General features: G+C 36.7%; 21 protein-coding genes and 3 pseudogenes. 12 read left to right on the plus strand and 12 right to left on the minus strand.

Annotated elements, in window-relative coordinates; genetic code table 11:
• Window positions 1-140 precede the first annotated feature (140 nt).
• The 8 genes and pseudogenes from DQL14_RS06715 to hopJ all read right to left on the minus strand — a co-directional run bounded on the left by DQL14_RS06715 (window position 141) and on the right by hopJ (window position 9,006).
• A pseudogene (locus DQL14_RS06715) lies at window positions 141-894 on the minus strand (restriction endonuclease).
• A gap of 1 nt (window position 895) precedes the next feature.
• The gene (locus DQL14_RS06720) at window positions 896-1,942 is read right to left on the minus strand and encodes a DNA cytosine methyltransferase (RefSeq protein WP_108169173.1); all 1,047 of its coding nucleotides are present in this window, start codon (window positions 1,940-1,942) and stop codon (window positions 896-898) included.
• Between the two features lie 90 nt (window positions 1,943-2,032).
• Window positions 2,033-2,656 (minus strand): GIY-YIG nuclease family protein, encoded by a 624-nt coding sequence (locus DQL14_RS06725; protein ID WP_108169174.1) that lies wholly within the window; start codon window positions 2,654-2,656, stop codon window positions 2,033-2,035.
• Window positions 2,657-2,658: 2 nt separating this feature from the next.
• Window positions 2,659-3,588, minus strand: a complete 930-nt coding sequence (locus DQL14_RS06730; protein ID WP_108169175.1) for a DNA adenine methylase — start codon at window positions 3,586-3,588, stop codon at window positions 2,659-2,661.
• 15 nt (window positions 3,589-3,603) lie between these two features.
• Window positions 3,604-5,403 (minus strand): translational GTPase TypA, encoded by a 1,800-nt coding sequence (gene typA / locus DQL14_RS06735; protein ID WP_108169176.1) that lies wholly within the window; start codon window positions 5,401-5,403, stop codon window positions 3,604-3,606.
• Window positions 5,404-5,448: 45 nt separating this feature from the next.
• Window positions 5,449-6,291, minus strand: a complete 843-nt coding sequence (locus DQL14_RS06740; protein WP_108169177.1) for a glycosyltransferase family 9 protein — start codon at window positions 6,289-6,291, stop codon at window positions 5,449-5,451.
• The gene (locus tag DQL14_RS06745; protein WP_108169178.1) at window positions 6,257-7,894 is read right to left on the minus strand and encodes a class I SAM-dependent methyltransferase; all 1,638 of its coding nucleotides are present in this window, start codon (window positions 7,892-7,894) and stop codon (window positions 6,257-6,259) included. The genes DQL14_RS06740 and DQL14_RS06745 overlap by 35 nt, the downstream gene beginning before the upstream one ends.
• Window positions 7,895-7,902: 8 nt before the next feature.
• A complete protein-coding gene (hopJ, locus tag DQL14_RS06750; protein ID WP_108169059.1) occupies window positions 7,903-9,006 on the minus strand; it encodes a Hop family outer membrane protein HopJ/HopK in 1,104 nt (367 codons plus the stop codon).
• A gap of 118 nt (window positions 9,007-9,124) precedes the next feature.
• Here hopJ and gltX point away from each other — a divergent pair, with 118 nt between their 5' ends.
• Window positions 9,125-10,516 carry a glutamate--tRNA ligase gene (gene gltX / locus DQL14_RS06755; protein ID WP_108169179.1) on the plus strand — a complete coding sequence of 464 codons (1,392 nt, stop codon included), beginning with the start codon at window positions 9,125-9,127 and terminating at the stop codon, window positions 10,514-10,516.
• 117 nt (window positions 10,517-10,633) lie between these two features.
• Here the strand turns inward: gltX and DQL14_RS06760 are convergent, their stop codons facing one another.
• The 3 genes from DQL14_RS06760 to modA are packed head-to-tail and all read right to left on the minus strand — an operon-like array spanning window position 10,634 to window position 12,864.
• Window positions 10,634-11,431: an ATP-binding cassette domain-containing protein gene (locus DQL14_RS06760; protein ID WP_108169180.1), complete on the minus strand. Its 798-nt coding sequence runs from the start codon at window positions 11,429-11,431 to the stop codon at window positions 10,634-10,636.
• Window positions 11,428-12,102: a molybdate ABC transporter permease subunit gene (gene modB, locus DQL14_RS06765; protein WP_108169181.1), complete on the minus strand. Its 675-nt coding sequence runs from the start codon at window positions 12,100-12,102 to the stop codon at window positions 11,428-11,430. Before modB ends, DQL14_RS06760 begins: the two co-directional genes overlap by 4 nt.
• Window positions 12,103-12,123: 21 nt before the next feature.
• Window positions 12,124-12,864 carry a molybdate ABC transporter substrate-binding protein gene (gene modA, locus DQL14_RS06770; protein WP_108169182.1) on the minus strand — a complete coding sequence of 247 codons (741 nt, stop codon included), beginning with the start codon at window positions 12,862-12,864 and terminating at the stop codon, window positions 12,124-12,126.
• An 18-nt stretch (window positions 12,865-12,882) separates the two neighbouring features.
• Here modA and DQL14_RS08710 point away from each other — a divergent pair, with 18 nt between their 5' ends.
• From DQL14_RS08710 to DQL14_RS08720, 11 genes and pseudogenes are all read left to right on the plus strand, one after another.
• Window positions 12,883-13,029: an orotate phosphoribosyltransferase gene (locus tag DQL14_RS08710; protein ID WP_108169183.1), complete on the plus strand. Its 147-nt coding sequence runs from the start codon at window positions 12,883-12,885 to the stop codon at window positions 13,027-13,029.
• A gap of 43 nt (window positions 13,030-13,072) precedes the next feature.
• On the plus strand, window positions 13,073-13,633 hold the full coding sequence (locus DQL14_RS06780; RefSeq protein WP_108169184.1) for an outer membrane beta-barrel protein: 561 nt from the start codon (window positions 13,073-13,075) through the stop codon (window positions 13,631-13,633).
• Window positions 13,617-13,800, plus strand: a pseudogene (locus DQL14_RS08715) (hypothetical protein). Before DQL14_RS06780 ends, DQL14_RS08715 begins: the two are co-directional and overlap by 17 nt.
• Window positions 13,801-13,952: 152 nt before the next feature.
• A complete protein-coding gene (locus DQL14_RS06790) occupies window positions 13,953-15,203 on the plus strand; it encodes a cation:proton antiporter (RefSeq protein WP_023526706.1) in 1,251 nt (416 codons plus the stop codon).
• Window positions 15,204-15,301: 98 nt separating this feature from the next.
• Window positions 15,302-17,038, plus strand: coding sequence for a M3 family oligoendopeptidase (locus tag DQL14_RS06795; RefSeq protein WP_108169185.1), 1,737 nt, complete (start codon window positions 15,302-15,304; stop codon window positions 17,036-17,038).
• Complete coding sequence (locus tag DQL14_RS06800; RefSeq protein WP_108169186.1) at window positions 17,023-17,511, plus strand: hypothetical protein; 489 nt, start codon at window positions 17,023-17,025, stop codon at window positions 17,509-17,511. Before DQL14_RS06795 ends, DQL14_RS06800 begins: the two co-directional genes overlap by 16 nt.
• An 11-nt stretch (window positions 17,512-17,522) precedes the next feature.
• Window positions 17,523-19,010 (plus strand): DUF5644 domain-containing protein, encoded by a 1,488-nt coding sequence (locus tag DQL14_RS06805; RefSeq protein WP_108169187.1) that lies wholly within the window; start codon window positions 17,523-17,525, stop codon window positions 19,008-19,010.
• A gap of 1 nt (window position 19,011) precedes the next feature.
• The gene (locus DQL14_RS06810) at window positions 19,012-19,326 is read left to right on the plus strand and encodes a hypothetical protein (protein ID WP_001861281.1); all 315 of its coding nucleotides are present in this window, start codon (window positions 19,012-19,014) and stop codon (window positions 19,324-19,326) included.
• A 9-nt stretch (window positions 19,327-19,335) separates the two neighbouring features.
• A complete protein-coding gene (locus DQL14_RS06815) occupies window positions 19,336-20,091 on the plus strand; it encodes a TerB family tellurite resistance protein (RefSeq protein WP_108169188.1) in 756 nt (251 codons plus the stop codon).
• Window positions 20,092-20,128: 37 nt separating this feature from the next.
• Window positions 20,129-22,024, plus strand: a complete 1,896-nt coding sequence (locus DQL14_RS06820) for a motility associated factor glycosyltransferase family protein (protein WP_108169189.1) — start codon at window positions 20,129-20,131, stop codon at window positions 22,022-22,024.
• A gap of 47 nt (window positions 22,025-22,071) precedes the next feature.
• Window positions 22,072-22,751, plus strand: a pseudogene (locus DQL14_RS08720) (type I restriction endonuclease).
• Here the strand turns inward: DQL14_RS08720 and DQL14_RS08785 are convergent.
• Entirely contained in the window at window positions 22,735-22,869 is a 135-nt protein-coding gene (locus tag DQL14_RS08785) for a hypothetical protein (protein WP_269459359.1), read from the minus strand. The pseudogene DQL14_RS08720 and the gene DQL14_RS08785 overlap by 17 nt on opposite strands.
• Window positions 22,870-22,904 lie beyond the last annotated feature (35 nt).

Below are 22,904 nucleotides of genomic sequence, written 5' to 3' on the forward strand. Positions count from 1 at the left end.
CTAAAACACTTTCTCTCTTATTTGAGGCACACACACTCACGCTGGATGTTGAGCAAAAAATGACAAACATTCAATCCACCTACCACATTTTTAATACTCTTATCTTGTATTTTATTTAGGCCGTATTATGCTATTGGTTTTTATGAAAGCGGCTTATTAGGTATTTCTGTAATTTTGTAATCAAAAAAGTTTTGCGAAATATTAAAAACGCTCTGCCCTTCCATTTGTTGGCGGGTTATCCAATTCAGATCATTGTCTTTGATTTTAGAAATTTCTACGCAAGCCACTTGCCCATTAAACAGATCAAAATGCACCACAATAGTAGGAATTTTATCCGTTATCAAACGCCTTTTAGCCTCTAAAACTTTATGTTCTTTAATGTCATTGATTCCTTGAAAGTCGCTTTGAACTTCTAGCAATAAATGATTGTCCAACAAGAAATCGGCTTTAGGACTTCTTTTAAAGCTTTCTATATTCTCAAAATTATCACCACCAAAAAATTTGATGGTTTCTTTTTGCGCGCTAAAAAGACAAGCGATAAAATCCTTAAAAAACTCCGCTACCAAAAACCCGCGCATCCAAGAAAAACAAGCTTCTTCAGGTCTTCTGCCTTGATTATTCAGCTTATAAATAATATGAGTGTCCACTATCTTTGAAAACACTCGCTCTATGGAGTTTTTAAAAAAGCATTCCAATTCATACCTATTATATTTAAAACAATAAATACTATTGATAGCGCTAAAAATTTCAATAAGCCTTTTTTTTGAGCGCGTTTAAATAATTGAAATCAACGCAAGGTTGTATGTCTTTAGCGCCTAAAAATTCCTTAAACGCATTTTATGAACCAAAACCCAGTAATTTTCTGTAATCCTTAAAGTCACTATTGTTAAACATCTTACCCCTTTAAAAAGTCAAAAACCGCCTGTGCGAGCGCTACACTCAATAAAGGCGGCACGGCATTGCCAATTTGCAATCTTTTAGCGCTAGCGCTCCCACAGAATTTATAATTATCAGGAAAGCTTTGCAATCTTGCCCCCTCTCTAATGCTTAACGCTCTAGAGTCTCTTGGATGGATACACCTAGAACTGCTTGGGGTAGAAAAATTTCTTGTAATGGTGGGGGCTGGTTTTTCCCACCACATTTTGGCGTAGGTATTAATATAACCACTTTTTGGGCGTAAACTTTCTGGCAAATCATCTTTGCTTTGTCCGTCTTTTAGCGTTTGCATGATTTTTATCAGTTTTTCATTGTTTTTAGGACTGCTATGCTCGCTTAATTCTTTAGAATTTCGCACAAATTCCAAAAAAACATTATCCGCATTTTTAAGATAACCTAAAGCATCACCATTTTCACCGCTTTGAATGGGTGGTAAATCCCCTAAAGCGTCTTTTAGAGAAAAATGCGTTTTTATGGGTTTGGGGAAGTGGAATTTTTGTTTAAAGCTTTTAAGCGCGCCCACTAAAATCACTCGTTCTCTCATTTGAGGCACACCATAATCTAGGGCATTTAAAATGGCATGCTCTAAAATATAGCCTCTCTCTTTAAAAGCGTTACAAATTTGTTTGAATAATTGCCCTTTTTGCATAGACATTAAACCCACCACATTTTCAAAAACAAATATTTTTGGTTTTACTAAGTCTAAGAGTCGCAAATATTCTTTAAACAGATTCGCTTTTTCATCCATTTTTCTTTTGCCAAGGGTAGAATAGCTCTGGCATGGTGGTCCGCCTAGTAGGATATCAATTGAAACGCATGGTAAGTTGTGGCAATGAAGTTGCATAATATCGCATAAAATGGCTTGCGCCTCTTTATGATTGGCTTGATAGCTTAAAATGGCATCTTTGTCTATATCGTTGGCCCATATTAATTCAAAATGGGGGTGTGCAGAAAAGCCATAACTCAACCCTCCAGCACCACAAAAAATATCTGCTACTTTATACAAGTTTTATTTTTTCCTTTCATCTAAACCCACACTTTTTAAATGGAGTAAAAACTTAAAGTTCTTTTTTTGAGATTAGGTTAAGACTATTTCTTAATCTTTTAAAGTTCCGCTAGGTTTGTCAATCGCTTTTCTATGGACGGTCTTTTCTCTGTTTTGAGCTTTTTGAGTGATATTGGCATGCTCATCTTTAATATCATTTGGCCAATCTTTTCCTTGCTCTTGCACATTCCATTCGGGTAATGCGTCATTGCTATTGTTTCTATAATCCGTTAGGCAAGCTTGCTCTAAAAGTTTATAGCTGATGCTTGCGTCTTTGATTGCATGAAAACCAAACAAGCCTTTCACTTGAGTTTCAAAATTAGGCTGATAAATCATGTAAAATTCTATTTTAGCCCCTGTGAGTATTGTGTGATAAAGAAAATACCACACGCCAAAACTTCTAATACTAAGCCTCCCTTTGACTCCCCCATCTTTATAAATATTGAGCGTGCTTTTAATCCCGCCATCTGCTTGGGAGCCACCGATTTTTTTAATCTCGCCATTCACCACAATTAAATACACTCTAGCCACATTTTGAGTTAAAATATTTTGAGATAAAGATTGATTGTTTTCATCTTTTAAATCCTTAAGATAGTTGAAATTTAACTTTGTGCTGTCTTTCACGTATTCTACATCAGCGATTTTAAAGGCAGTTTTGACTTCGCTAATATGCATTTTTACTCCTTGATAATCAATAACTCATGAGATTGTTTGACATGGTTATTATCGCCTCTTTCTAAGCGATTTTTACCCATTCTGATTTCGCCTTGTCCCATAGTGTATTGCCAAGATGGTTCTAAAATTTTAAAATCTTTGTAAGCATTCCTTACAAATTCGCAGTCATTATAACTTAAAATAAATGGCCCTTTATGCCTTTTTAGCATGCGGGCTAACACTTCATGTTTAAAACCATTATGGTGGATAGGAAAATTACGCATAGGATAAATCCCCTTAAACATTTTAGAATTTTCTAACACATAAGGGGGGTCAAGATAGAAAAAATCATTAGGATAAGCGAGCAACACTTCTTCAAAACTAGAGCATTCCACCTTTAAACTAGGGGCGTTAAAATCTTTAATTTTTAAAAGGGCGTTTAGATAGCGTTGTTTGTCAGTGTAAATTTTACTCATCCACCCCAAAAATCCCGGCCCATAGCTTAAATTAAAGTTAAAGTAATAATCTCTAGCCAAGATTAAAGGGTCTAAAACACATTCTTTTTTATAATGGGCTTTTAACTCTTGTTTGATAATGTTGTAAGTTTCTTGATTAGGTTCTAAAGAAAGCAAGCTGTTATAAAGAGCTTGTTTGTCTTTGAGCAGCACTTGATAAAAATTCACTAAAATGTCAAAAATATCAAAGCCCAACACTTCTAAACCCAACTCTGCCGCGCATGCAATTTCCACGCTCCCCCCACCTATAAAAGGGCTAATAATCCTACGCACACCATTAGGTATATACTCCACTATTAACCCTACAGCCAAAGACTTGCCCCCACCATATCTTAAAGGGGCTTTTATGTAGCGTTTGTAACGCCTATTATTAGAGCGTAAATTGTGCAAAAAAACATCTTTTTTACTAGCGTTTTGGTTGAATAAATTGGCATGCATTCCAAAAAATTCTATTTATTTTTTCGCCCTTTTCCTCATGTTAGGGTCTAAAATCTTTTTCCTGATCCTTAAATTCAAGGGGGTAACTTCCAAAATCTCATCTTCTTCAATCCATTCTAACGCTCTTTCTAACACCATAGTCCTAGGCGGGGTGAGTTTGATCGCATCATCGCTCCCGCTCGCTCTCATGTTGGTTAAATGCTTGGATTTGATGGGATTGACATCCAAATCATTATCCCTGCTGTGCTCGCCAATGACCATGCCCACATAAACCTTAGTTTGGGGGTTGATAAAAAGCGTGCCTCTTTCTTGGATATTGAAAAGGGAAAAAGCGGTCGCTTCGCCATTTTCCATGCTGATTAGCGCCCCATTTTTGCGCGATTCCACGCTCCCGCTGAAAGGGCGGAATTCTAAAAAGCTATGATTCATCACGCCTTCGCCCTTAGTGTCGGTTAAAAACTCGCTCCTATAGCCGATAAGCCCTCTTGCAGGAATTTCAAATTCTAACCTTGTATAGCCGTCGCTCATGGGATTCATCGCTTTCATCTCGGCTTTTCTTTTGCCTAATCTCTCAATGATAGCCCCGCTAAAATCTTGTGGCGTGTCAATCACTAAATGCTCAAAAGGCTCGCATTTAACGCCATTTTCTTCTTTAACGATGACTTCAGGGCGTGAAATGCTAAACTCAAACCCTTCACGGCGCAAGTTTTCAGCTAAAATAGTGATTTGCAATTCCCCACGCCCGCTCACTTTAAACTTGCCCTCGCCCATTTCTTCGCATTTCATAGCGATATTGGTTTGCATTTCTTTTAAGAGCCTGTCTTTCAATTTATTAGCAGTAACATGCTTTCCTTCTAACCCGGCTAAGGGCGAATCATTGACAGCAAAATACACGCTCATCGTAGGCTCTTCTAAATGCATGGGATCTAAAGGCATGGGGTTAGCAGGATCAACGACGCTATCGCCCACATCCATTGCGTTAAAGCCGGCAATCGCTACAATATCGCCCGCATAAGCGTTTTCAATCTCAGTCCTAGCCAACCCTAAAAAACCTATAAGCTTAGTGATACGGCCATTTTCTTTACTCCCATCGCTTTTCATCAACAGCACGCTTTCATTCTTTTTAACCGAGCCATTAAACACTCTAGCGATACCGATTTTGCCCACATAATTGTCATAATCGAGCGTAAAAATTTGCATTTGCAAAGGCTCATCAACGCTCCCGCTAGGGCTTGGCACATGCTCTAAAATCGTTTCAAACAAAGGCTCTAAATTTTTCTTTTCATCGTCTAAACTTTTCATCGCATAGCCATCTCGTGCGGCGGCATACACCACAGGGAAATCCAATTGTTTATCGCTAGCCCCCATCGCTACGAACAAGTCAAAAACTTCATCCACCACTCTATCCGGCTCAGCGGCAGGCTTATCAATTTTATTCACCACCACAATGGGGCAAATCCCAAAACTCAAAGCCTTTTTAACCACGAATTTAGTTTGAGGCATGACCCCTTCTTGCGCGTCCACTAAAAGCAACACCCCATCCACCATTTTTAAAACGCGCTCCACTTCGCCCCCAAAATCAGCATGCCCGGGAGTGTCAATGATATTGATTTTAGTGTCTTTGTAATAAATAGCCGTGTTTTTAGACAGGATAGTAATCCCTCTTTCTCTTTCTAAATCGTTGCTATCCATCACCCTTTCATCCACTTTTTCCCTCTCACTAAATGTGCCAGATTGAGAAAGTAAGCCATCTACTAAAGTGGTTTTCCCATGATCAACATGCGCGATTACAGCGATATTTCTAATATTTTTCATAAATGTCCTAACAAGCAAAATTGAAATTAGAAGTATAACACAATATTATAATAGCCCCAAATGGCGGAATTTTTTGGCCAAATCCTGTTCTATAGAATGGCTTTTGTGGGCTTTTAGAAAATTTTCATTCTTAGGCGGCATGAAATCGTCATTATCCCTATAAAAAAAGATAAAATAATTTTTCTTTAAATAGTAAGCCAAATGGATTAAAAACGAATCCCCTCCTATATACAAATCGCTTTCTAAAATCAGGTTTTTAACTTCTTCTAAACTGGTTTTAGCGCGATAATGAGCGACTCTGTCTTTTAAAAAAGCGTATCGTTCTTCAAAATCTAAAAGCGTAACACAAAAGGGTTTTAAAAGTTTTAAAACGATTTGTAAATGCTCTAAAGGGATACTTCGGTCTATGGATCTTGTGAAAGGGTTGATCAAAATCTTTTTGGGGTTTTTTAAATTCATGGGATATGGGGGGTTATCAAAAACATGCCCATAAATTTGAGAAAACAACTCCTGGCGGTTTTGATAAACATTTTTAATTTCTTTATTTGGAGTGGTTATGGAAATGAATTTGGCTAAAAGAGCGCTTCTAAAATCCTGTTTTTCTAAAATCAAACGTTGGATTTGATGCTTTTTAATCGCTTTTAACAACCATAAAAAATCCTTCATCGCCAAAAAAACGCCTTGTTTTTTAAGATCATAAAAAGCGGGGACATTCTCAAAAAGAGGAATGATTTCAAAATGTTTTTCGCATTCTAAAAGCTTGGCGATTTTTAAAGTCAAATGAGTGCCTAGGATTTTAAGGGGTTGTTGCTGTTTGGAAGCGATTTCTTTTAAAAGGCTAATCGTGATGAGGTTATCCCCTAAAGCCAAAAGACAAGCGATGTGCATGGTTTTTCCTGATGGTGAAATGTTTAGGGTCTTTTTTTTCTATCCCTAAATTTTTTAAATAAAATTTTTCATCAAAACTATTGTTGATAAATTGTGCAAATAGGGGCAAACATTCCAAATCTTTTCTTAAGATTTTATGCGTTTTAAAAAGCGATTCAAAAATGAATTGCATTAAATCGCTGTTTAATAATTCTTTTAGCGCATTAGCGTTGATAGAGAAATTTTCTTTTAAAACAAACATGTTCGCGCTGTTTAAAAAAAGGCGTTGCTCATTGTCATAAAAAAAGACAAGCTTTGAAGAAATGAATTTATACACGATTTTTTCTCTAGCCTGATAAAGGCTTAAGGGGGCGACTTGTTGGCAGTCTTTTAAATCAGCGTTAATGAATTGGCTAGGGGCTTTTAATCTGTCTTTTAAAATATCTGAACCCCTAAAAATAGGAATGGTATTTTTTTCTTGTTTGGAGCGTAATTTTTCTTTATTGTTGCCTGTAACAATCCCTAAAGCAAAATGAGCGTTATTTTTTAAAGTGATATGAGGAAAGGAAAAAAGGTGGTCTAAAATTTTATTTTCTTTATTAGAGCAATGGATATTAAAAATCTTTTTAGGGTTGTTAAAAAAAGAAGAGGGCGAGCGTTTGAACTTGCTATTTTGATAAAAGCATGAGATTTTTTGATCCTTGTTAGGGGTTTTTTTAAGCACCAAACCCACAGCCTTAGTCATTAGGGTTTTAAAGGGTTTGTTGAAATCAATAAGGCTTCTAATTTGAAATTTCAGAGCCATTTCTCGCATTTTGCTAAACGCATCAATATTCAAACAACTTTCGGGTAATAATAGCCCCAAATGAGCGTTTTCTTTTAAGCAATTCAAACTCGCTATAAAAAAGATCGACGCGCTATCTAGGCTTTGAGAGAGGTTGAATTGTTGTTTGAAATTTTCTTTTTGGTTTTGATTGTATTTCTTACCCCATGGCGGGTTAGTGAAAATGCAATCAAATTGTGGGGTGTGTTTTAAACTTAAAAAATCTTTTTGCGCAATATTAGGGCAATCTAAATGATAACGCTCTTTAATACGCTTTTTAGTCAAAGCGATAGCGAAAGCGTCCGTATCATAGCCATAAATATTTTCAACCTTAAAACCCAGTTTTAAAGCATGCATGATGAAATTCCCGCTCCCCACAGCCGGATCGCAAAAGATCGCTTGGGAGGTATCAAAATCTTTAGGGAGGGTGAAAAGTTGTTCTACTATCTTATTAGGAGTGTAGTAAATGCCTTCTAAATTTCTGGTGGTGTTAGAAAGTTCTTCTTCATAATAAGAACCCAACTTTTCTAAATCAGAGCTATTTTCTAATATTTGTAGGTATTTTAAAATCAATTCTTGATGGTTATGCGCGCCTTTTAAGGATTTGTTAGCGTATTTGTTGAGTTTGTTTTTCCCTAAATGGTTGCGGCAAAAATCTAAAAAAGAGCTTGTTTTCACATAAATTTTATGATCAATCTCTAGTTTCTCTAAAAGATTGGTTTTGATCCAGTTATGCACGCTGCTATGAGAAACATTGACTAGGCGAGCGATTTCTTCAATAGAAAGAGCGTTTGAAGGCATTTACCCCCCTAAAAACTATAAACATAACTCACATTAAACACCACAAGGCGTTTGAAAAAGAGGGAAGTGTTTAGCCCTTTACCATGCGTTTCATAAAAGGAATTGACTGCTAAAGGGATTTTCAAGCCCATTTCAAAGCCGTTATGCCTATTGACATTCACACGAACCCCAAAATTCAAAGGGATCTGGAAAAAACTCGTGTGCATTTTAGCTTGATAGCCCGTCAAGTAATTGTTGATAAAATCCGTTTCGCTCACCCACATGCTCAAACCACTCCCTACCCACGAACTCCCCGCTAAAGCAAAGCCCGCATAAAAACCCACGCTAGAATGTTTTTGTGCATTATCAATGAAATTATAAAGATAATCTATCCCAAGCCCATAGAGGTGGTTATTCATTTTGCCTAAACCATCAAAGCCGTTACCCACAAAACCAAAATTGGTGTAACCATAATCATAGAACAAGTAATAGCGCAACCCTTGATTTTTTTTCTTAGTGAAGAAATGCTTATAGCCCACGCTCAAAGTTACCCCATACATGCTTGAAATGTTTTTAGAATAAGAGGTGGGATCAAGTGCGTTTAAGGAATTTGAAATGGCAGCGATTTGAGAAGATAAAGAAGAAAGCATGCGGTTTTGAGATTGAGCAAATTGCGCTTCTAAATTTTTTAAATTTTCTTCAAATTCTAAAGGGTTAGTAATGGGTTCTTGCATTTTTTCTAACGCTTGGACTAATTGTGGGTTAGATGCAACGCCCCCGCTAAGCATGACTATTTTTTCAATATTTTCAAAGCTGGATTGGAGGTAGTATTTCTCAGCTTGGATTTCAGTGGGGGTTAATTTGGAATTGTTTTTTAAAGCGTTGTTGATATATGCAAAGGTTTTAGGCATGTTGGTGATTTCATTTTTGACTTGATGGAGTTTATAGATTTTATTTTGAGCGTTAGAAATGATTTGGATGCGTTCTTGATTTAAAAAGGGGTTATTATGCTCAACGGCATGACTAATGGAATATTCAAACCCCACGCTCGCATACGCCCCATTTTCTTCAGCGATACAAAAAGATAAAAGTAAAGGTAAAAAGAATGATGAATGTAATAAGGTTTTTGGCATGGGTTGATCCTAATCAAAAATAATCTCAATCATACACTAATTTTAATAGAAAAAAGTGAAACCATTTTTAAGCCATTTTTGAATACAATAAGAGTATTTTATTTTTAAGGTTAGAACAATGAGTTTGATCGTTACGCGCTTCGCTCCATCGCCCACTGGCTACCTCCACATAGGAGGCTTAAGAACAGCCATTTTCAATTATCTTTTTGCACGAGCCAATCAAGGAAAATTTTTTTTACGCATTGAAGACACGGATTTGAGCCGTAACTCTATAGAAGCGGCTAACGCCATTATAGAGGCTTTCAAATGGGTAGGGCTAGAATACGATGGAGAAATCCTCTACCAATCCAAACGCTTTGAGATTTATAAAGAATATATCCAAAAACTCTTAGATGAAGGCAAAGCGTATTATTGCTACATGAGTAAAGATGAGTTGGACGCTTTGAGAGAAGAACAAAAGGCCAAGAAAGAAACCCCACGCTATGACAATCGCTATCGTGATTTTAAAGGCACGCCCCCTAAAGGCATAGAGCCTGTAGTAAGGATTAAAGTCCCGCAAAATGAAATCATTGTTTTTAATGACGGGGTTAAAGGCGAAGTGAGAGTGAACACTCACGAATTAGACGATTTTATTATCGCCAGGAGCGATGGAGTCCCCACTTATAATTTTGTGGTTATTGTTGATGACGCTTTAATGGGGATTACTGATGTGATTAGAGGCGATGATCACCTTTCTAACACCCCTAAACAAATCGTTCTCTATAAGGCTTTGAATTTTAAAATCCCTAATTTTTTCCATGTGCCGATGATTTTGAATGAAGAAGGGCAAAAATTAAGCAAACGCCATGGGGCCACTAACGTGATGGACTATCAAAAAATGGGCTATCTTAAGGAAGCTTTAGTGAATTTTTTAGCGCGTTTAGGGTGGAGCTATCAAGATAAAGAAATTTTTAGCATGCAAGAATTGCTAGAATTATTTGATCCTAAAGATTTAAATTCTTCGCCCAGTTGCTTCAGCTGGCACAAGCTTAATTGGCTCAACGCTCACTATTTAAAAAACCAAAGCGCGCAAGAATTGTTAAAACTTTTAAAGCCTTTTAGTTTTAGCGATCTCTCGCATTTAAACCCCACCCAATTGGATCGTTTGTTGGACGCTCTCAAAGAAAGATCTCAAACCTTAAAAGAATTAGCCCTTAAAATAGATGAGGTTTTAATCGCTCCTGTGGAGTATGAAGAAAAGGTTTTTAAAAAGCTCGATCAAGCGCTCGTTATGCCCTTGTTAGAAAAGTTTAAGCTGGAATTAAAAGAAGCCAATTTCAACGATGAAAGCGCGCTAGAAAACGCCATGCACAAAATCATTGAAGAAGAAAAGATTAAAGCGGGTAGTTTCATGCAGCCTTTAAGATTAGCCCTTTTGGGCAAGGGGGGCGGGATAGGCCTTAAAGAAGCGCTTTTTATTTTAGGCAAAACAGAGAGCGTCAAAAGAATAGAAGAGTTTTTGAAAAACTAAAAGATTGGCTCTGTTTTCATTGAATGCTAATCATAAAAGAGCTTATTTTAGCGGTTATTCTAAACAACTCCTTTTGAAAAATAAGAGGGTTTTAAGAGGAAAATGAAAAAAATATTTCTAAAATTTTTTACCTTGATTGAAATCAAGCTTAAAAGTTGGGTTCAGACAATCTTTGGGCAAAATAATCGTTTGAGGAATGACCTCATAATGGCAATAATTTTCATCTTCAAAGAGAGGTTTTATCAACAATCGGTTTGAAAAAAGCCGATTTTCTTGATTAGGATCAATAACGCCATTGTTTAAAAAGAGGAAAGTTCGCGCGAGTTTGGTTATTTCATTGGGGTTATGGCTTACCAATAACACGCTTAAATTTTCACGCTTGATAAAATCAAGCAAACCTTGTTGCACTTCGTTTTTTAAGGCGTTATCTAGGGCGTTTAAAGGCTCATCTAAAAGCAATAGATTCTTGGCTGCGATCAAAGCTCTTGCTAAAGCGACTCGTTGGGCTTGTCCGCCAGAGAGTTGAAGGATTTTTTGCTGGCTTAGATTTTCTAAACGCATTAAGCGTAACACTTCGTGGATTTTATTTTTATCTTTAGGGTGAGCAAAGGCGATGTTTTGATACACATTTAAATGAGGGAATAGAGCGTAATCTTGAAACACAAAGCCGATTTTTCGTTGTTGTGGTTTTAAAAAAATCTTTTTTTGAGTGTCTAGCCATACTGAATGATTGACTTCAATATAGCCGCTATCCACTGCTTCAAGCCCCGCTAAAATGCGTAAAATCGTGCTTTTACCCGCTCCCGATTCTCCTAATAAAGCCACAACTTCTGCTTCTTTAATTTCTAAGTCTATATTCAAATCAAATGCGCCCCTAGATCCTAAAAGGTGTTTTTTAAATCGTGCTTTTATCATAAAAACGAGCTTTGTTTTTTATTCAAAAATAGGGTAACAAATAAGAGGCTAAAACTGATAAGCGTGAGCGTTAAGGCGTATTGGTGGGCTTTAGGGTAATTGAGCGCTTCAGTTTCGTTAAAAATCGCAATGCTGGCCACTCTTGTTTCCCCTAATATATCACCCCCAAGCATCATCACCACGCCAAATTCACCTATAGTGTGCGTAAAAGTTGTGATGATAGCCATCAATAAACTGGGTTTGATGTTAGGGAGCAAGACAAAAAAAAGGGTGTAATATTCCCCTTTACCTAAACTATAACTGGCTTCTTTTAAAGAAGCGGGCAAGGAAATTAACGCGCTTTTAATAGGGCTTACCATAAAGGGTAAAGAAAAAATCACACTCCCTAAAATAAGCCCTTGAAAACTAAAAACAAGTTTCACATTTAATACATCTTGTAAAAACACTCCCAAAAAAGAAGAAGGCGAAAAAATTAAAAGAAGATAAAACCCTAGCACGCTTGGAGGTAAAACTAAAGGCATATACACAAGCGTTTCTGTTAAGCTCGTTAAAAGATTGCGTTTAAGGCTTAAAAAATAGCCTAAAAAAATCCCTATAGGGAGTAAAATGAGGGTGGTAATCAAAGCTAAAGAAAAGCTCAAACGCATGGTAATCAAAAACTCATGATCCATTGCTCGCCTTTTTTATGCGTTTTAATCCACAATATAGCCGTATTCTTTAAAGACAGCTCTAGCTTTAGGGCTGAATAAAAAATCTTTAAAGACTTTGGCTAAAGGGTTATTAGCCCCATTTTTAGTGATAATCAAGGCTTGTTCAATAGGGTTATAAAGGGCTTTATCAATGATGAAATAAGAGAGGTTTTTATCTTTTTTATCCATCAAGGATAACGCTCCAAAGCCTATTTGAGCGTTTTTAGTAGCGACAAATTGATGGGCTTGAGAAATAGAAGCGCCATAAATGATTTTAGGTTTAAGACTAGAAGTGAGTTTTAAATGATCTAAGACTTCCATACTGGCTTTTCCATAGGGGGCTAGTTTAGGATTAGCCATAGCGATACGCTTGATTTTAGGATCTTTAAGAATTTCTAAAGAATCCATTTTTAGATCTTCGCTCCATAAAACCAACACGCCTTTAGCATAGACTTCTTCTTTAAAAGGGGTTATTTTTTCATCATAAAGCTTTTTAGGTCTAGCAATATCTGCTGAAATGAATAAATCAAAAGGGGCGTTTTGAATGATTTGAGCGTAGAGTTTGCCTGAAGAATTAAAACTAATACTAATAGCGTCTTTGGGGTGTTCTTTTTGAAATTCTTTAACAAGGGCTTTTAAAGCGCGTGTGAGATTAGCAGCAGCAGCGATTTTTAAATCCTGTGCCAACAAAGCGCTTGAAAAAAATACGATTAAAAAGGCAAACGCTTTGAAAGTATTTTTCATAGAACTCCCTTTGATTAAATGATTGAAGTTGGTGATTATACCTATTTGTATCTTAAAAGTTTGAGATGGTTTTGTAGGTGTGTCCCACTTATCCATGATTTAATCAACATTTTCACTCTAAAACCCTCAATCTTTGATAAAAAATTAAATCTTTTAGAAAAATAACCGATTTTAGGGTGTAACTTTAATTCAACAAGAAGGATTTATTATGATTAAAAGAATTGCTTGTATTTTAAGCTTGAGCGCGAGTTTAGCGCTGGCTGGCGAAGTGAATGGCTTTTTTATGGGTGCGGGTTATCAGCAAGGTCGTTATGGTCCTTATAACAGCAATTACTCTGATTGGCGCCATGGCAATGATCTTTATGGTTTGAATTTCAAATTAGGTTTTGTAGGCTTTGCCAATAAATGGTTTGGGGCTAGGGTGTATGGCTTTTTAGATTGGTTTAACACTTCAGGGACTGAACATACCAAAACCAATTTGCTCACCTATGGTGGCGGTGGCGATTTGATTGTCAATCTCATTCCTTTGGATAAATTCGCTCTGGGTCTCATTGGTGGCGTTCAGTTAGCCGGAAACACTTGGATGTTCCCTTATGATGTCAATCAAACGAGATTCCAGTTCTTATGGAATTTAGGCGGAAGAATGCGCATTGGGGATCGCAGCACGTTTGAAGCGGGCGTGAAATTCCCTATGGTTAATCAGGGCAGTAAAGATGTAGGGCTTATCCGCTACTATTCTTGGTATGTGGATTATGTCTTCACTTTTTAATTTATTCTTTCATTCGCTCTTTCTCATCCAATTAAACCCTAGCCAACTCTTAAAAGGTTGGGGTTCAAAAATCTTTTTCATAAATAGAAAGTTTGTTTTAGTGCGGTATAATCCTGGCGTTTTAATTTTTATTTTACTAAAATAGAGCGTTTAGTGTTTGCGTTTGAATATGGGTTTAGTAAGATTTAAATAATAAATTACTTATATATATTTGATAGATATTATTTTATTTAATAGTGTTATTTAATGGATCAATTTAATAGGATAGTTTCGCTTTTATTTCTTTAAAACAAATTGATTCTACTGGGGAAAGGTTTTTATGGAAAACAGCACACTTTATATTGTTATTGCTGGCTTATGGCTTGCTGTGGGCTTTGGAATCTTTTTAAAGAAATTAGACATGCCCGTTATCATTGGTTACATTTGCACAGGAACGGTCTTAGCGGCTTTTTTTAAAATTAATGATTTTGATTTGTTGTCTGATATTGGCGAATTTGGTATCGTCTTTTTAATGTTTATGATAGGCATTGAGTTTAATTTTGACAAACTCAAATCCATCAAACAAGAAGTGCTGGTTTTTGGGCTTTTACAAGTCGTTTTATGCGCTTTAATCGCTTTTTTATTGGGGTATTTTGTTTTGGGTCTTTCACCCATTTTTTCCCTTGTTTTAGGCATGGGGCTTTCGCTCTCTTCAACCGCTATTGTGCTGAAATTCTTTGAAGATTCCAAACAGCTTAGCACGCCCATGGGAAAGAGCGCGGTGGGGATTTTGATTTTCCAAGATATTGCAGCCATTCCCATGCTTTTAATTTTGACGATTCTAGGCAGTAAAGATTCTAATGTTAATTTACTCATTCTTAAAACCTTTATTTCAGCAGGGATTATTTTAATTCTTTTGTTATTGCCTGGAAAAAAAGGGGCTAATCTCATCTTAGAGCAAGCAAAAGACACGCGCTTGCCTGAAATTTTTATAGGCACGATTTTAGTGATTGTTTGCAGCGCAGCAGGGTTGAGCCATTTTTTTGGGTTTTCTATGTCTTTAGGAGCGTTCATTGTGGGCATGGCCATTTCTAAATCGCGCTATAAAATCAATGTCCAAGAAGAATTCGCGCAATTAAAAAACCTCTTCTTAGCCCTTTTTTTCATTACGATAGGGATGCAAATCAATATTAGTTTTTTTATAGACAAGATCTTTGCAGTCATTTTCTCGCTCATTTTAGTGATGGGTTTTAAGACGGCTATCATTTATGCGCTTTTGCGTTTTTTTAGAGACTCTAAAACTGCCATAAAAACCGCCCTTTCTTTGGCGCAAATCGGGGAGTTTTCTTTTGTTATCTTTTTAAATTCAGGCTCGCACCAGCTCTTTAATTTGCAAGAAAAAAAAGGGATTCTTGGTTTTTTGCACCAAAAAAATATCTTAAGTATCGCTCAAAATGACATCCACCAATTCCTTATCCTTATGGTGGTTTTTTCTATGTTAGCAACCCCTTTTATTTTAAAATACCTAGAATCTATCGCTCAATTTATTTTGCACCAAAAGAGCCAAGAAAATGAGCCGGCTAAAAAATAATTGCGCAAAAAACCAAATGATAAGTTTGCTTGTATTGTCAGTGTTATGTTAAAATACCAACGTATTTTAACTCCAAATTGATATAAAAAGGGGATTTTATGAAAGAGCAAGAATGGGATTTAAGTGCTTTATTTGAAAATAAAGGAAGCGCAGAAGAATTTTTAAAAACCTTACAAACAGAAGTGCAAGAATTTGAGAACGCTTATCAAAATAACCTTAAGAATTTAGACGCTACAGGATTTGCCAACGCTCTTAAACATTACGAAAATTTGTCAGAAAAAATCTCTAGGGTGATGACTTACGCTCAATTACTCTTTGCTAAGAACACCAAAGAAGCGAAGTTTTATTCGCAATGCGAAATGGCTTGTGCAAATATCCAACAACACCTTTTATTCTTTGAAATTGAATTTAAAAATTTAGACGCCAAAAAACAACTCGCTTTCATTAAAAAATGCAAAGACCATGCTTTTTATCTAAACAACCTCATAGAAAAGAAAAAGCACACCTTAAATTTAGATGAAGAAAAGATCGCCCTAGCCCTTTCACCTGTGGGGGTGGGTGCGTTTAGCCGTCTTTTTGATGAGCATTTTTCTTCTTTGAAAATCCCTTTTGAAGAGCAAAATTTAAGCGAGGAAGAAATTTTAGCCCTCTTGCACAACCCCAAACGCAAGATCCGTAAAAAATCTCAAAAAGCTTTCAGCAAAGCGTTAGAAAAATCCCGCCCTTTGCTCACTTACATTTTAAACATGGTGCGTAAAGATTTGCTCATTGAAACTAGGCTAAGAAAATACGATAAAAAAGAGAGTTTCCGCCACATTGACAACCAGATCTCCCAAGAGAGCGTGGATAGCATGATAGAGATTGTGAACGCTAATTTTTCCTTAGTGCATCGTTACTACCATCAAAAAGCGCAAATTTTAGGGCATAAACTCAAAGACTACGATCGCTACGCCCCTTTAAGCGATGAAAACACCACCATGACTTACTCTCAAGCTTTAGAAGAAGTGCTTAACACCCTTAAAGCCTTTAGCCCTGAATTTTACAAAATCGCTTCTAAAGCGATCAAAGAAGGCTGGGTGGATTCACACCCTAAAGACTTTAAGCAAGGCGGGGCTTTTAGCCATGGCGGGGTGCCTAGCGCTCACCCTTATGTATTATTAAACTACACAGGAAATCGCCGAGACGCTTTCACTATCGCTCATGAATTTGGGCATATGATCCACCAAGAATTGTCCAAAAAACAAGGCGTATTGAACATGGATACGCCCTTAACCACCGCAGAAACCGCTTCTGTCTTTTCTGAAATGCTGTTTTTTGAGCATTTAAAAAAGGGTTTAAAATCTGACGAGCTCCTTTTCATGCTGGCCGGCAAATTAGAGGATATTTTTTCTACCCTTTTTAGGCAAGTAGTGATGACTAATTTTGAAAGAAGAATCCATGAAATTGATGAAGAATTAGACACCAAAGATTTTGATCGAATCTGGTTTGAAGAAAATCAAAGAATGTTTGAAAAGAGCGTGAAACTCACTAAAAACTACCATTTATGGTGGAGCTATATCCCCCATTTTATCCATTCGCCTTTTTATTGCTACGCTTATAGTTACGGGCAGCTTTTAACTTTAGCGCTTTATGGGCTTTATAAAAAAAGCGACGCTAAAGAGTTTGTTAAAACTTACACGGAATTTTTGAGCTTAGGAGGGTCAAAAAGCCCTAAAGAATTAGTGTCCATGTTTGGCTTTGACATTGATAGCAAAGAATTTTGGGAAATTGGCATGCAAGAGGTGCGCCATTTGTTAGAAGAATTTGAAAGGTTGCTCGCATGCAAAGAGAATTAAGGCTTTTAAACAACAAGCATTGTGTTGAATACTTGCAATTTCTCTCCAAAAACCATTTGAGTTTTAACCTTTTGTGTGAAAGAGATGCGATTGATTTTTCCCCCAAGCTCCCTAAAGAAATTCATGAAAAATTCGGTGCGTTAGTGCTGTTTGTTTTAGCCGGATACACCTTAGAAAGCTTGATGATTGATGCACAAAGCGTGCAGTTTGAAGCCGGGTTTGGCCCTAACAACATTGGTAGTGTGGTTCAAGTGGAACTTCCTGGCATCATTCAAATCCTTGTCAAAGAAAAAAATGAAACTGCCGTTTTATTCAATCGTTGCGATTCGCTTGAATTGTTTCAAAAAGAAGAACCGCTCTTTCAAGAGCCAAAAAAAGACGAGCGGGAGTCTAAAGAATGGTTGGATTCCAAAGAGGCCCTTTTTTCCAATTCCAAAAACCGCACGATTTTAGAAAATCTGCACAAAAGCTAAAGGAATCATTGATGAGCGTTTTGAAATTGCATGTAAAGGTCTTTCGTTTTGAAACCAACAAGGACTATAACCCTGCTTATGAGTCTTATTTTTTAGAATACCAAGAAGATCAATACCTTTTGGATCTTTTAAAACAACTCAAAGGCGTGAGCTATAGTGAAAATATCGCGCTTAAAATCAATCAAATTGCGGTGTTTGAAGACGCTAAAGTGAGCGATTTGGTGGCGTTTTTTTCTAAAGAATGGGTGCTAGATCCCCTATCCAAACGATACGCTTTAAAAGACTTGATGATTGATGAAAAAGCGGTTTTAAAAAACTATGAAGATTTTTTCAAACAAGTCCCCTACATCACTAAAGGCGAAAAAGAAGAATTAGAAAAGTTTATTCAAATCAATTTTATCAACCCCCAAACCAACCCTAAATATTTGGGCGATGGCTTTTTCTTGTATGTTAAATGGCTGATGAAGCGCTACCCTACAGAGCGGGATCGGTTATTAGAGATGATTTCTCAGCCTGAAAGCGGCGTGATGAATTTTTTAAGCGTGGCGCATTACCTCTATAAAAACGATGACAATATTGACCATGAAATCTATGAATTGCAAGAAATCCTAACCAATTCCAAAATCAAGCCATGGAAAGATTTTTCTAAAAACCTTTTAAGCCTTTTTCAATACCATTCTAACCCCCCTAAAACGCCTAACCCCCCTAAAACTTGCGCGCTCTTTAACGCTTATGCGAAACATTTAGACGTGCAATCGCTCCTAAAAAGCGCTAAGCTCTATTTAGAAAAAATGGGGCAAAAAACCATTGATCTGCCTTTTTGTTATGATGGGGGCTATTATGGGAAGATTATAAGCACGCATGATTTCCTTACCGCTTCTGCGTATAATCTGGCTCTAGCCAAAGCCAATGGCGTTTCGCTCATTTTTTGCGAAGAAGATGCGTATTTGAATATCTTGCATGCTAAAGAAGTTTTAGACAACAACCCTGAAATCATCAACTCCGTCAATGAAAAATTGAAAAAATACCAGCTTGTTTATGAAAAAGATATTGAGATAGTCTATCTTAATGAGTGGGTTAATGAATTTTTGGCATGGGAATTGAAAAGCCCTTTTGACGCGTTTGTAGGGGCTGAATTTTCTCGCATCAAACAAAGCGATCATTTTTTCAATAAAATCCATTTAAAAGCCCCCCATTTTTTAGAGTCTTTTCAAAATTACGCCCCCCTTTTAGAAGTCAATGAAGCAAGCGGCTTACTCCAGTGCGCGCATTTACGCTATTTAGGGATTGATTTAGGGGCGGATTTTTTAATCGCGCATTCTTTAGGGCTTTTTTACGCTTTTGAAAATTTAAGCTTAAAAGCTTCAAAGATTTATAAAAGAGATAATGACAACACCCCCACTTTATTTTTACCTCAAATCGCGCTAATGGCTATGGGGGAAAAAAATAAGCAAGATTTAGGGCTTGATACGCATTATCATAAGGTTACTTTCATTTAAAATGAACGCTTTTTTAAAACTCGCGCTCGCTTCTTTGATGGGGGGGCTTTGGTATGCTTTCAATGGCGAAGGCTCTGAAATTGTCGCTATAGGGATTTTTGTGTTGATTTTGTTTGTTTTTTTCATCCGCCCTGTGAGTTTTCAAGACCCAGAAAAACGAGAAGAATACATAGAACGGCTTAAAAAAAACCATGAGAGGAAAATGATCTTACAAGACAAGCAAAAAGAAGAGCAAATGCGTCTTTATCAAGCCAAAAAAGAGCGAGAGAGCAGGCAAAAACAAGACCTTAAAGAACAAATGAAAAAATACTCATAAAGGAAAAAAATGGAAATCATTTTATTAATTGTTGCGGCGGTTGTGTTGTTTTATTTTTACAACACTCTCAAAGAATATTTGAAAAACCCCCTAAACCCTAAAACCAAAACCGAAGAATACGATTTGAAAAATGACCCCTATTTGTTGGTGCAATCTAGCCCCCTAGACAAATTCAAGCAAACCCAAACAGGCGCGTATATGCGTCTTTTAAAATTTTTAGACATTCAAAAAAACGCTTTGGATAACGCTTTAAGAACGCTTTTTATCCATGAATTAGAGCAGCCCTTAAACAGCGAACAGCAAAATTTAGCCAAAGAGCTTCTCAATGAGCCTGTGGATAAAAAAGAAAATTTTGAATCCTTATGCCAAGAAATCGCCGACCACACGCATGGGGAATACACCAAACGCCTGAAATTAGTGGAATTTCTTATGTTATTAGCCTATGCTGATGGGATTTTGGATAGCAAAGAAAAAGAATTGTTTTTAGATGTGGGGGCGTTTTTGCAGATAGACAATAAAGATTTTAACGAGCTTTATGACAATTTTGAACGCTTCAATGCAATAGAAATCCCTATGTCTTTAGAAGAAGCCAAAAATCTTTTTGAAATCCAAACTAATATAACCAAGCAAGATTTAGAGGAAAAAGCCCTGAATTTAAGCACCCCCTACTACCACAAAATGAATGACAACAAACGCTACAGCGAACAAGATTTTATCTCTTTGAAAAAGATCGCCCTCGCTTCCCAACTCTTAGAAAATGATTGAAAAGACTCCTAAGGGGTCTTGTGAAAAAGGCTATTGAATGCCCTTTTTAAAAGCCCTAGAATCTTTTGATGCACCCTTTTTAGAAAAAGAAATTTCAAAGCGTTTTAGGGATAATTTAGTTTTTTTCAAATCTTATAATCCTAATCTGTTTAACGTTCTCAATACGCCTTTTAAAAATTACCAATTGCTTTTTGAAAAAAACCACTTCAATCTCTTGCACACGCCAACAAACGCTTTAAGCTACCCTAAAGATCAAATGATAGAAATCGCTTTTAACATGGCTAAAAACCCCCTGAATAATCCCAGGTGGTCATTAGACAATAACCACCTCTCTTTACAGTATTTAAAATCTCAAAACAACCCCAAACTCCCCCTAACCCTTAAAGCCACGCATGCGATCTCAAACTTTTTAGACAATTATCAAACGCCTTGCTCTTTAGAGAAATTCTTACCCCCTACCATGATTTATGGCGTTTTAGACGGCTTGTTTTTGGCTATTTTGCAGGCTCAAAATTACCGCTTCCATTCGCTTTATTTGTTTGAAGAAAATTTAGATTTGTTTAAAATCAGCTGTTATTTTGCGCGTTATGAAGATTTGATTACAAAAGGGGCTAAACTCTTTATTGAAGGGTTTTTTAACCCCAATGAATTAAAAATGGATTTTTTGAAACGCCCCATCACGCATTCTTTTTTAAAGCTAGAAATCATGCCCTATAAAAGCGCTTTTAATTCACGCATGAAAGAAAACATTCAAAGTTATTACAAACAAGCTTTAAGGGGTTGGGGGAGTTTTGAAGATGAATTACTGGGATTAAAAAACACGCTTAAAAACTTACCCTTATACAAAACTCTAAAGATTAAACCTAAAAAGATTAACGCCCCTATTTGCGTGGTGGGTAATGGGCCAAGCTTGGATTTATTGTTGGATTTTTTAAAAGAAAATGAAGACAATTTCATTATTTTTTCATGCGGAACCGCTTTAAAGCCTTTAAAAACGCATGGCGTTAAAGTGGATTTTCAAATAGAAGTGGAGCGCATAGACTATCTTAAGGAGGTTTTAGAAAAAGCCCCCCTAGAAGACACCCCCTTAATGGGAGCGAACATGCTCAATCCTAACGCTTTTAATTTAGCCAAAGAAGCGTTGATGTTTATGCGTGGGGGGAGCGCTTGCGCGTATATAAGCCCTTTAAGCATAGAATACGCAGCACCTTTTGTGGGTAATGCCGGGGTGGCTTTAGCGAGTTTGATGAGCGATGAAATTTATTTGTGCGCTTTAGATTGCGCTTATATCAAAGGGTTTAAAAAGCACGCTCAAAATTCCTATTATGAAAATGAAAAAGAGATTGACACTTCATCTTTAATCAGCGTAGAGGGTAATGTTGAAGGTTATGAAACTTTTAGCGACTCGCTTTTTTTGCTCTCTAAAGAAAGGATTGAAGAAGCCCTTCATTATTACCAGCCTAAAAAAGTCTATAATCTGAGTTATGGGGCGAAAATCAAGCATGCTGTTAGCCTTAATTACTCTCAAGTGAAATTGAAACAAATCAACAAACAAGACGCTACCGCTCGCATTAAAAGCATGTTTAGCCCTAGAGATAACCATGCTAAGGATTTAAACAATTTACAAAAAAATCTGATGAGTTTTAAAGAGGATTTTTTAAAATATTTAAACACGCCTTGTAAAACCAAGCAAGAAATATTTGAATGGGTGGATAATTTGAATGGGTTTTGCCAAACAGCCAGCGCTAAAACCCCCACTATAGGCATTTTATTTGAAGGGAGTATCGCTCATATTTTACAAAGCGTCTTAATCGTTTCATTGCATCTTAAAGAAAATGAGCTGACAAATTTTATCAACCACTCTCAAAACGCCTTAAAACAATTCCTTAAAAAAGCTTGTTTGTTATTGCAAATGCAACTCAAGCAACCATGATTTTCACTTTTACACTATAATAACAACCTTAAATCAAAGGGGTGTTCATGCCATACAATGAAATCACAAGGGTTCAAATCCCTGCCTTGATGCATTTAGCCAAGTTGGGCTATAACTTTATTTCTCAAAAAAATAAGCCTAACCTAGACACCGCCACCAATATTTTAATAGATAGTTTCACTCAAGCGTTTGAGTGCTCAAACCCTACTAAAAACGCAAAAGAAACGCTTGCTGAAATGAAAAAACGCTTGAATTATGATGATTTGGGCAAAAGCTTTTATGAATACTTGCTCAAAAGCGAGCATCAAATCATAGACTTTGATAACCCTAACAACAATCTTTATGAAATGATGGCTGAATTACCCTACAAATCCTTTAGGCCTGACATCACCCTTTTTATCAATGGCTTGCCTTTGGTGAATATAGAAGTTAAACAGCCTTTCGCCGAACAAGGCATTAAAGAAGAAAAAGATCGCCATATCCAACGCTATGAAAACCCTGAAAACAAAGTTTTTTATAACCTTGCGCAAATCTGGCTCTTTAGCGATAACTTACCCTATGATGAAAACAACCCCGATCAAGGCGCGTTTTATAGCGCTTCTTATTCGCCCATTTTCCAACGCTTTGTTGAAGCCAATAAGCTAGATATTACCCCCCCCCCCCCCCGAAAATGATGAAAACCATCAAAATCATCGATCGCTTGAAGAAATTCAAAAAAGCGTCTTAAACGAATTCAACCTCAAAAACACCGACTGCCCAAAAAGCCTTGAAAACACCCCCACAAACTCCCTTTTAACTTCGTTTTGCTCTCCAAAAAGGCTTTGCTTTATCCTAAAATACGGCATCAGTTTCTTAAAAGAAAAATCAGAGTTTAAAAAAC

Source organism: Helicobacter pylori NCTC 11637 = CCUG 17874 = ATCC 43504 = JCM 12093 (assembly GCF_900478295.1).
In the GTDB taxonomy this organism is placed as follows: domain Bacteria; phylum Campylobacterota; class Campylobacteria; order Campylobacterales; family Helicobacteraceae; genus Helicobacter; species Helicobacter pylori.